The 12395-nt window shown below is 33.5% G+C and carries 5 protein-coding genes; all 5 read right to left on the bottom strand.

From position 1 onward, the window contains the following. Nucleotides 1–18: 18 nt before the first annotated feature. The 5 genes from pglZ to brxC all read right to left on the bottom strand — a co-directional run bounded on the left by pglZ (nt 19) and on the right by brxC (nt 12379). Complete coding sequence (pglZ, locus tag FCJ93_RS20780) at nt 19–2577, bottom strand: BREX-1 system phosphatase PglZ type A (RefSeq protein WP_137744602.1); 2559 nt, start codon at nt 2575–2577, stop codon at nt 19–21. Nucleotides 2578–2666: 89 nt separating this feature from the next. Continuing rightward, complete coding sequence (locus FCJ93_RS20775) at nt 2667–4220, bottom strand: RNA-directed DNA polymerase (RefSeq protein WP_137744601.1); 1554 nt, start codon at nt 4218–4220, stop codon at nt 2667–2669. Nucleotides 4221–4388: 168 nt separating this feature from the next. Beyond that, complete coding sequence (locus tag FCJ93_RS20770; RefSeq protein WP_137744600.1) at nt 4389–5252, bottom strand: hypothetical protein; 864 nt, start codon at nt 5250–5252, stop codon at nt 4389–4391. A gap of 88 nt (nt 5253–5340) precedes the next feature. Beyond that, nucleotides 5341–8796 carry a BREX-1 system adenine-specific DNA-methyltransferase PglX gene (gene pglX, locus FCJ93_RS20765; protein WP_137744599.1) on the bottom strand — a complete coding sequence of 1152 codons (3456 nt, stop codon included), beginning with the start codon at nt 8794–8796 and terminating at the stop codon, nt 5341–5343. 10 nt (nt 8797–8806) lie between these two features. Beyond that, on the bottom strand, nt 8807–12379 hold the full coding sequence (gene brxC, locus FCJ93_RS20760) for a BREX system P-loop protein BrxC (protein ID WP_137744598.1): 3573 nt from the start codon (nt 12377–12379) through the stop codon (nt 8807–8809). Nucleotides 12380–12395 lie beyond the last annotated feature (16 nt).

Here is a 12395-nt window from a genome sequence, read left to right as displayed (position 1 = left end):
TCTCACCCCTCCAATCTATTAGAAATCAAAATCACCGACAATTCCCAAGTTAATCGTGAACGGAACTTTTTCTGTAATTACTCCTGTTTCTGTATCTTTGATGATTAAATAATAGGTCTTATTCCGATCATACGGAATGCTTTTTAATACAAACTGTATCTTGAATGTACGTTCGGCAGGATTATCAAATGAACGATCACCAATAATGGTTTCTTCATTTGAGAGTATGTTCCCTTCTTCGTCAGCCATATAAATGACAACAGTCCGAGGTTTTGTTTTTTCTTCCACTTTTTCTGTTTGGAAGAAGTTTAAGTTAAAGATGCTATTTGTAATTTTTTGTGCCGTACTTGTCAACTTAATATCGACTTTTGAAATCGCCTGAACTCCCTTTTGACCAGCACGTTTATTCTTGAAGGATAGGAGTGGAACAACTATTTCTTGTAGACTTGCCCCTCCATGGTTGAAATTCACACCAGAACCTTGCATACGATTGCGAAGAATTCCATTTGGCACATAAGCGTATAGTTGCTGTTCATTTTTAATAACAGAAGCCAAATCAATCGTTAATTGCCCTGGAATGTCCTGTTTTTCTTTAGATAAAGCGTAACGGCGTTTTATTTCGATTGTTTCCAGTTGTACTTTCTCTATTTTATCGCTTTCTTCTAAAGCTTCTCTTTGATAAAGGAAGCCATGATCAGCCGTTACTAAAATATTCGTTCCTGATAGGTCGTCACGAATAATTTTTATTAGCGTAGATAGTTCATCCAGTGCTTTTTCTACTGCAGTAAACGTATATATTTCCGTAGATGCTTTATCACCCATTGCATCAATGCTGTCGTGGTAGATATAAATCAGTTTTTTCCCTTTAAATGTTTCCCGTCTGCCTGCTTTGTTCATATTCACAACATCTTGGAAACGGACAGCCATGCTATCTTCAACAGTCGATTCAATAATGGCTTTGCGGTTTTCCAGCCCTGATGAATCCTTGTCGTTTACGAATACTTGCCCCTTCGGATCAATATCTATTGATTTGTGTGGGAGCAATGATGCCATACCCAGTTTTGTAACAGAAGGGATGACTCCAAGCATGGATTGTATATCACATGTACCAATCGTCTCAGCGTTCAATCGTTCTGTCAGTTCTACCCCAATTTCATATCGAAATGCGTCGGAAATAATGACGAAAACTCGCTCACCTTTTCGAATGTGTGGAGCTACAATTGAAGAATAAAACTGCTGTTGGTTTAACACACCTGGTAATGACCATTGTTCCATCATTTCAGCCTTTACAGCTTGAGACCAGTTCGTACTTAATTCGCCCATAAACCAGTGTGTATATAAATGCTCTACCACTTCTTTTAATTTCTTAAGTATCTCATGATTACTTTCTTCATCATAAGCTACATAAAACTTACGATAATACGTATCCATCAAATAATATTTGCTCTGATAGGCTTCGTAAATATCTATTACCCGACCTGTTGGAATTCCTTGTTGATACTCTTTATAGAATTCCTGCATTTTAACGGTGTAAAAAAGTGCCTCATAAACATTTGCATATCGTTCGTAAAAGTGTTTTGAGCGTCTTAGCTTAATTAATTTCTTGTACTCGTCATAATCTTCAAGTTTCTCAAGTAAACTATTGGCAATGTAAATGATGATTGCTCGGTCAATATAAGGGAACGTTTCGGCTTTTTTAAACTCTTCAATTGGCACAGTTTGTAAAACTTGTGACATCTGTATTTCCTTTTCTGCCATTTCCACGTATTCATCAAACACTTCAAAATCAGTTTTATGGTGCATCCAATGGTCAATGAATACAAGACAGTTCGTTCGATTACGCACAGCAATAAAATCTTTTATACTTGTCAAATATTGCTCATTTACAGAATGACTAAATGCCGTTACGGCCATATGTATAAACAATGTTTTTAATGTCTTAGCCTCACGTTCATAACCATACTGTTTGAACACATACTTCCAAAATACTTCTACATCGAAAAACTTGTCCATCTGCGTTAAAAACTTATTATCGCTATCTTCCAGCGTATCCATTAGCACAGTTTTTAACACTTCTTCAAAGTCAGGAACCTTTACGTTACAAAGCACACTCATAATCGCAAGCTCGATCATTTCTTCACTGTACGATTCAATACCCAGTGCTTGAAACTTACGATAACGCTCTTTGTTATGGAAGAAACGTTCATATTTTTTAATAACGCAACGTAGAGAAGGATCTATCTGAAGTTCACTTAATATAAGCGAAATACGGTCTGCATAAAACGTTTTCGAATAGAACACTGTATCTGCTAACCAGTTATCTTCTAACCCTAATTCTAACGTTGTGTATATCAAATAATGAGAAGATGGATCTTCTTCCTCTAATAAATGCTTCATATAAAATTGATTGTTTTCCGATAATGTTTGGACTTTAACTCCATCCATTGTCAATTGATCAATTTCCTCAATAAACTCCTGATCCTTATCCACCCAAAAGACAATTTTTCGTTGCTCCCCGTCTTTTAACGGCTCTTGAAAAATATCTTGAAGGGCAGAAATGATTTGGATAATATTCAATTATTACACCCCCAACATCTATTTTAGTCGGATTTTGACATCCATTAGCAAATACTAACTGTTAAAAGTGATGATGTTAAAACATTATCCTAAGTATCTGTATTAATACATTTATAAAACGTAAATCTATGGTGCTTTAATTTATTATAAAATCTTAAATTATGCCTTATTTTTATCTTCCCTTTAAATTCATCCATGGATATATAGTCTTTTAAGTAGAGTTGGTAAACTAATATCCATGATTTAGCAGTATCTATTATTTTTGTTAAAATGCTTTCTGTTAGTGAACTACAAAACTCCTCCATAATAATTATTATTGCTAATTCATTTCCACTATCAATTATGTGATTAATAGTCTCATGATTAATGCTTGTTATATTGAGATTTTTCAATAAAAATACAAGCCATATTACTTCTAAATCCTTATGGGTATCAGAGTATTGAATTATTAATTTTTCGATTAATTCAACAAATTCATTGTTAATCTCCAAATTTTCTTTTTCATCAATTAATAACTCACAAACTTTAATTAATGAACGATTATCATTTACTAATACATTTATTAGAAAAGAAGAGAATAATTGGAAGTTTTCAGTTTCAAAGTTGTCATCTATTGTTTTAACCAAATATTTTACAGCACCTTTAATACCCTCTTCTTCCATTTCAAAAAACTTATTAAAGAGTTCAATAATATCTGATGAATCGAGTGTATTTTCTGCAAAACTTTGATAAATCTTTTCCAAGTTTTTCAATTTATAATATGGATACTTTCGGTATTCTGTTTTCTCATTATTTAAACTTAAATAGTATTTCGAGAGAACTTTTGTTACTTGACTTTTTACTTTTTCTATAGAAAAGTCATCATATATAAAAATCTCGTAATCATCCATATATCTAACAAATTTCAATCCTTGCTCATTTAGTTCTTTGTCTATACGTGTAAGTAAAGCCTCTGCAATCATAAATGATACTTTAGGTCCCGTAAGTAGCCCATTTGTTCTTCCACCATTTAACAGCCGAATTTTCCCATCTAATCCAACATAATTTCTATATTTATCTGATATCTCACTGGCTTGTTGATTCGATATAAAAATCTTATATTGTTCCATAGCTGATTCGAATCCTAACGGTATTGCAGGAAGGATATGCGTATAAATACTTCCGTAGAAATTTGCAATATCAATAAATAATATCCCTTTTGCACCTTTAGCTCGATTAATTTTCTCTACTATATTATCTATATATGTTGATTTTACTATATCATTTTCTTGACCAGTAGGCGGATAATTATAATTACTCTCATGTTTTAGCATTGTACCGTTCTGTTGCACAATTTTAGAGAATGAGTTCTCACTTTCTAAGGAAATTTCAATTAAACTGTTTATAATATTTTTTTCATTCATATAATTCAATAAGGTCAAATAACCTGTTACCTCTGGTATGTAAATTAGTCTACGTTGACCATCATTTGTAAATCTACTCATTGTAAATTTTATTGGTTCTATAAACTCGCTTTTATCACTAATATCTAAATCGAATAAATCAATACTATCGCTTTCTAAGTTAAAATTGGAAGGTAAATATTCTGAAAACAGACCTCTATTTTTTATATCATCTACTAATTGTTCATAGTCTCTAATCATAGTAACCTCCCCTTACAATCTGCTTAACCGAGAAATTATCCATACTAAAAGGTAATTAAAGAAATGTTATACCATTATTAATCATCTGTTTGACTGCCAATTGCAAATAATACTCTCGGTCAGCTCCATAACCTTATTGTTAAAAATTTACATTCGAGAAATGCATTATTATATTTCTTCGATTTCATATGTTTTAACAATTTTTCTAATAATTCCTTTTAATTCATCTATTATTTCTTGGGATTTTAAATTAATTTCTTCTCTCAGTTCAAACTTTAATAATTTTTGTTTATCCTCATTAAATATTTCAAAAAAGTCATAATGAAGAGCAATATATTCAGCTGGTGACATATTTAATTCCCTTTTCAAAGGTGGCAACTTGTGACTTTCCCCATTAATGGTAGCATTTAAAACCGAATCATAAATATACACTAAATCCCCGTAAACAGGAACATAATTACTGTTTTCTCTATCTACACAAACTTCATAATCATACATCTCCTCTTTATTTAGAAGACTAATGATATCCTTCTCGAAATCTCCCCTTCGGATTAATTCGATTGGTAAAGCTATATGCTCTTCTTCCCATTCGTTTCCTTCCCTATCCGTATGAATACTTACTCCTTCAACAATACTCCCAAATATTTCTTCATATCCTCTTTGAAAAATTATCATTATTTTATTGTGAGCAATTGAAACTAAATTGATTTTATTAAACTGTTCTATTAGTGAAAATAAATTATTGCATTTTCCCTGTAACTCTTTTGACAGACCATATTTATATTCATTTGTAACTATTTCCTTAAGAATAGGAACTTCTTGTGTAATCAAAACATTACATTCAAATTGACTTAATGGAAATAATTCATCCAACAAAGGTTGATAAATTTCATTTTTTCTCTCAATTCCTAATGATGACTTTTTCTTTCCTTGAAGGAAGCCCGTAATCCACCCTATTAATGCTCCGAATATCAGTACAGCAACACCAGAAAAAAAATCTGTAAGAAATGTGTCCCATTCAATCTTTGCCAAATGCTATTCACCTACATCTTCCTAACAATACTCACTTTAAAAATAGGTAAAGAGAAGCAAGTAATAGAAACTGCCTCTCCTTATTAAATCAAATTTTTGCCACTAATCCTTCGAACTTCTCATAATTTACTTTGACACCATCATCCAAGTCAATTTCAATTTGCATATCCGCCATATGATGCAATATTTCATCGTAAGCTTTCAACTCGTCGATTTTTTTATCCAGTGCCTTTAGCTCTTTCTTTGCATTGCTAATTTCTTTTGCTGTAAAATCGCCTTCTATAATTTCGAGTAAGTCTTTCTTTTCTGCATCCATCCGTATTTGCACTTCATGCAAATAATCTGTACGAATTCGAGAAAGCGTTGTTTTATCGTAACGATGCATATAAATGAGGCAATTAAATGCCTTTTCTTTACCTGAAGTAAATAACCAATAAATCGGTCGTTTCTTGTAAACTTGGACATGATCCTTATAGAAATCATTCAAGAAATAACGACGCAACGCTTCCCTTGCCGTTTCATTTGCTTTACGCCCAATTGCATCCGCAATAAAATCAAGATTTTCTTCAAGAGTCTCCTCACTAAAAGTTACTCGTACGAAATCTACAAATCTTGATACAATATCATCTTCGAAATACGCACCTGGTAATATTGGCAAAATATTATCTTCATCCGCTGGGAACGTTTTATATCTTGATGGATCAAACTCACCACCAGTATAAATTACACCTCCCTCATTGAGTGAGTACCGACCTAATGAACAGCCGATGGCGTAGGAGATAAAGCTCTTTATATCCGTTTCCAAGTGTGCCATTCTAATTGTGATGTCCTTCTCATCAACTGAGGGTAATAGCTCTTCCTGCATAGCATAAATATCTATAAATATACGATTAATATCTTCTTCGATGCCCTTCAATTTAATATATTGCTCTTTTTTAAAATCTTCCCACTTTCTATGAGATAGCTTTATTTTATTTGTTTCCGAGCTGTAATTAATTAACGGATGTTGAATAAAATCCCATGACATTTCAAAAGAATCCCAATCATTTTTTGATAATTCTACTGCTTGTTTAGCTAAATTATTAACTTCAATTAATTCCAGCTCGTCAAATAATATAGGTATATTTGAAACGTTACCTACTTCATAATTCATTGTTGAGCTCATGACGTTTAGTAGCTCATTTGCAACCTTAGAATTTAGAAATGCGAGAATAGGATAGAAATATTCTACTGGAATATTTACAATACCAGAACCTCCCCCACCAAAAATGGAATTACTTAAATATCTCACAGAGTATTTGTAACTACTAATAGCAGACCATGTAATTGTGTCTTGAAAATAATACTTAAAATTTGTTCCGCTGGATTTTTTGAAGTTCTTTACTTCTTTTCCGTCAAGATACCAATTTATTACATATTCATTGTTTCCATACCACTTTTTAAAGCCTCCACCTTTACTGTATGGTTTCCACTTTTCGTAATTATCTAAATGAACCTCATGCCAAAATCTTAAAAATCGCTCATTGTCTCGAGTTTTTACTCCTTCATGCAGAATCCCGTATGAACTTACTTTTTTGGGATTGCCAAAAGCTTTAAAAACTCCTCTTGTTGCCCAGTATACAATGGGGCTTCCTGGTATATTATTAAATTCATTCTGTTTAACAGAACAAAATCTATTAGAAGAATTAAAAAACTGACTTTCCTTTTCGTGTTTTCTACCATCATAAAAATCAACTAATCTAATACCAGTTGGTTTGTATTCTTCTAAATGGTGTTTCTTAAGAACAAATGCCGCAGTCTGAACTACTTTACCAATTATCCCCTCAAATGCCTCCATTCCTAAGTGTAAAATAGATGATATCGTTACATTGTTTATTATCTCTTTTCGAAGAGTTTCGAATGAACTCAAAAAGAACCATGAATGCATTGTAACAAGACTACAGTAACCATTTTTTTTCGTTTGTAACAAGCACAATTCAATAAAAGCACTATACAAGTCAGATTTACTGTTGGGGTATTCTTTTTGAATGTATCTCTTTAAATCTTCCCCCATATTACCATTGCCCATATATGGTGGATTTGTACAAACAACATCATATTTTCTTTCCATAATTCTACTCTGCACCAATAAAGATGGCATCTTTTCATCAATTAACTTTTTATCAATTAATTCTATAAGATCATTTTCTCTATCAGCATATTCTTTAAGATTTTCTTCAATATGTTGATAATTTAATGCGTCTATTTTAATCAACGATCCAATTTCTTTAGCATTCAAGAAGATGTTACGAATAGAACTAAGTTGATCCTTAAATTCTTCATTATCCCCAGAAACATTTGAAATCATTTCATCAGTAAGCCAATTACTCTCTTGCACTGCAATAACATTTGGCAAAATTGCTTTTTTAAGAATTCTACGTGATTTACTTCTTGCCTTCATTGTAACTGCAAAGGAAGCCAATTGAACTGCACGATCATCTACATCTAATCCAAATAAGTTTTTCTCTAAAATCAGCTGTGGTATTTCATTCTCCATATAACCTTTTTCAAGATACATATCATAGAAAACATCAAATGCATATACGAGAACATGTCCACTTCCACAACAAGGATCAAGAAACGTTATTTCTTCAGGATTCACATTTTTATAACGAACCTCATCAAGTTGCTTTATTACATCATCTTCTTGGTTAACTTCTTCTAAGAAATATTTCCAATTATTTTTTAATGGACTTTCTGGATAGCTCTCAACCCAGATACGCCCTAATGAATTTTCTACCATATAGCGGACTATCCAATTTGGTGTAAAAAGCTGAGTTGCCGCTGGAAGAGTATCTTTAGTTATTTTTATATTCTTTTTTAGGTTGGCAAATACTTGATCTTTTTCTTCTGAAATATAGTATTGATATAGCCATCCTATAACCTCAATTTCAGCCCAGACATCCTCTGGAATTACTACCGTATCAGTCATACGACGAATGAATGAATCTGTACCAAGTAACCCCTCTGGGAATAAGATTTCCTTATAATCTTCCAGTGTTTCAAACATGAATGGCATATAACGGTTCAAGTCATTACAGTGCATTTTAATGAGGTACTTAAACAACTCGTCTGTCTTGTTGTTCATTTTCAGTTCATAAACATATTCTTTATCCAAGTCTAAATCAAGAGACAATGCCTCTCTCATCATATCTGGCTCTGCACTATCTTCATTTGCTGATGATAAAACCCGCACTTTTGTAGGAAGATAGTCGTTCACTTCCATAAAACGTAATGCAATAAAACGGTTAAACCATGTGTATGCTGTTTCCTCCATAACTTGATTGAAACCAATTTCGTTAATTCGAGCAATCAGTTTGTTACGTTGTCGTCTTTCTACATCCGAAAGCTGTCTGCCGTCGATAAAGACGGCATCGGAACTTTCTACATTCGCTTTTTGGATTGATTCTGCTGTAATCCCGATTTTTCTTGCTTGCAATTCTACTCGTTCCAGCAACTCTTTTCGTGCTTCGGTTGCGAACTTTTTCAATGCACTTTTATTCATCTATTTCACCCTATTCAATAAACTCAATCTGTTTATTTGCTTTAATAATTTGCTTTAGTTTATGGGAAAGCGTATTGATGTACAAATCAACTTCTTCTTCTGTCGACAAGGTTTTCACCGTCACAAGTTCTTTTACTTTCACCGTCTGTTTCTGAACAACTGGTGCAATTGGTGGCTCTACAACTGTTCCCGCAATTTTCTTTTGTTCTTCGGCTTTTTTTCGTTGCCATTCTATAATTTCTTGTCTTATTTCTTTTAGTGTCTTTTCTTTATAACTATTACTTTGCGAAATCGTTGCATCCACCTTGAATATATCTGTAAATTGCTCAAGGCTCGCCTTTAATCCTTGATAATATTGTTCAACTCGTTGTTTCGTTTCATTTGAAACACCATACTGAGTTGCTTGTAAAACTAACTCATTATAATCAGCTTGTAATTTTTCATGGGCATTCGCTTTTTTCTCTACTAACACAGCATCTATTTGTTGCTCTAATGCATGAAGTAAACCAGGGATGTCCCGAATGTTTTTATAAGGAATCGGATCTTCCACAATGTTACGAAGTTGATGCATCGCTTTTTCTACTTCGTTACCTGATAAGTACGATTTATTTTCTTCGTACTTTACAAGTCCTGCTAATCCTCGGTCAAAAATATCCTTTTGATTCGATTCGAAAAAGCTCTTTACATACACAATGTCTTCTTCCCAGTCAGCTAAATCATCTTCCATTTCCTTCAGTTTCAAAAAGAAAGAGGCATTATCCAATTGATTGTTAAATTGCCCGAAGTATTCTAACCCTTTGTTTAATAAACTCAAACCAGGATATTTTCTACCTTCATAACGTGATTTGAATGAATTGATTTCATCAATTTGCTTGGCAATAAGCGAACGAATATCCTTTGCCAAACCGTCTTCATCATCTGCTAAATCTGTTGTATTAAATACTTCTTTACAAATTCTTCTTGCAGTACGAAGAAGGGCTTCATCCACTTTCACTCGTTTTGTAATAATCCCTTTATCCGCTTCCGTTGTTTTTCCGAAAACCGTCAATAATTTGTTTGTGTCGATTTCTGGCTCTAAATACTCCGAATTATAACGAATCCGAATGCGTTGCTCTTTTAGCAATTGTGCAAGAAGACCTGCAATATCAAGCTGTTTCCAGCCATAAGGTTTGTCTACAAAACGGTCATACACAAGTTTCACTCGTACTTGTTTATTCAATTGCTCCTGCAAGTCGATATATTCATATACTTCACTTTTCGCAAGGGCATTTGGACTTTGAATCATTTGTTCGTCAAAGGAAATTTGTTGGTCATCCGAAGCTAAAATAGAAATGAGCTCTCTCTCATTATCCAAATGCTCTTTCACATAGCCTAATTTCGTATAGACGTTATCGACTAAATGCTTAAATGCTATAGTCATTTTTTCTTTAACGGTAGAGCCTTTAATGTCCATTTTGTCGCCGTTAACGAAGAATGCACCGTCTTTTATCCCTTCTTCCAATAATTCCCGCACTCGTCGTCTTCTTTCACGTGCTTCAGCTTGTTTGTTATTTAATATATTTTGAATATTTTCAGGTAGTTGAGTAATGTTCTTTTTCTTGCGGTATTCTTCAATACGCAATGCTTCTTCCATTTCCTCTACATATGTTTCGTTGCCGCCAAGTTTCAATATCGTTTCCCCATTGCCAGATGACATCATCATTAGCTCTTGGTCAGACTTAGCATAATGGTCTGATAGTGGTGACAAGATTTGAATACCGATGTTTGACGTTTGATTACCATAAGGTTTTTCATCCATCACTTGATTGTAAGAGAAAGAATATTCCTTTGAATAAGTGAACCGTTTTTCTTCGTAGAGGTCATTAAAGATATATTGGGCTAATTCACGTTTTACCAAGCTCTCATCAACATTCAACTGTTTAATTTCTCGGTTAATGTCTTGTTCATCATCAGTTAAGAACAGGTAGTTATCTCCGTTCTTTCCGATTAGTGTTTGTGACATTAACTTCCGTAGTGCCACTTTGATTTTTTCTTTTAACTCTAATTTGTCTTCATCAATATGTGTGACCATTAGAGTTGCAATATTATCAATGTTAGCTGGAAGCTCTTTAATGTACTTGATCATGAACAGCACTTTTAACAAATCAATGTTAAACGGATCATCTTTTAAAGCTGGGTTCATGCTTGCCCCTTCGATTACTCTTGAAATGGATGGGTTTAAAAATTCCTTAATGGTATCGTAAAACGCATAAAATGGAATAAGTGAACCTTCTTTTGCATCTTTATATTGAAGTCCCGCTTCCTTAAATGCGGATAACATCGAACGTTCCCCTTCAGATAAGTGTTTTCCTGAAGAACCATGTTTACGTACTTGCTCAAAGACATTTTGAAGAAGTTTAAATTGGTATGGTACAAATGGATACACTTCCGCAAATTCAATATCATCTTCATAGCCACGAAGATCTGCTGTACTTTCTTTAAAACTAATTAAATTTTTCAAGATGGCACTTCTATTCGGATAATCAGCTCTTAACTTGTCTAACACATGAGGATATTTTTCTAAAATACGCTTTTTGATAACCTCATCAACCGAGATAGATGATAGAGATAAACGTGTGTCAAAACGACCTTGGATACGTGAAAAGTCATCACCTTTGACTTTAATAATCGAGTCAATGCTTTCTTGGGAAGTGACCATAATCCAGACTTTACCTTGTGCATATGTCCCTAAATCTTCTGTTAACGTTTGTAGATTCAACATCAAGTTACGGTTATCCCCGATGTACTGACCAATTTCGTCGACTAAAAATACCAGATGGAAATTTGGACCTTTGCTATCAATGTATTCCTTTACATCTTTTGCGAATTTTTCAATACTAATTTCGAAATTGTTAACTCCACTTTCAAACCAATTACGTGCAGATTCTTCTGTCATGTTTGTCGCTTTTACTAATGCTCCAATGACATAATCTGCATCAAAATAGAAACTGTTTCGGCGTTCTTCCCATGGTTCACCCGCAAGAGCATGGAATTCATTCTTAAATATTTCGTAAACTCCTTGCTTATCTAAATACTTTTCCATCTCAGCAACACCAGGAATGTCACCGTAATAGCCACGATGCTCGTAAAACACTTTCATAAATACACGTAAAATGGCATCTTCTTTTGATTTGTTATCTAAGGAGCTTTTGGAATCAATATTAAATAGAATGACTTCTGTATCCACGTCTGCTGTCCGCTTCATATTGGCATACACAAGAGCGTCTTTAATTTTTTCATCAAAGAAATCAACAGGCTTCTTTCCTTCTACTGCTCTGTTTTCTAAAAGGTACGCAAGAATTTTAAGAAAGTGCGATTTACCCGAACCGAAGAATCCGCTGATCCACACACCCATCTTATCCGTCTTACCTTGGACTCCTTTTAGATAGTTTTCATAGAACTTCGAAAAATGTTTATGTAATTCCTGTGTTACAACATACTCGTCTAATTCTTGATAAATATCTGCTTCGTTTGTTTGGGCAACTTTAATAACCCCACGAATATCACGTTCAATATCTTTTAAAAACATTTCTTTTAGTAGCATCTAATTTCCCCCTTAA

The sequence above is a fragment of the Robertmurraya siralis genome, from assembly GCF_005502275.1.
In the GTDB taxonomy this organism is placed as follows: Bacteria; Bacillota; Bacilli; order Bacillales; family Cytobacillaceae; genus Robertmurraya; species Robertmurraya siralis.
This window is presented reverse-complemented; position numbering and strand designations above follow the sequence as displayed.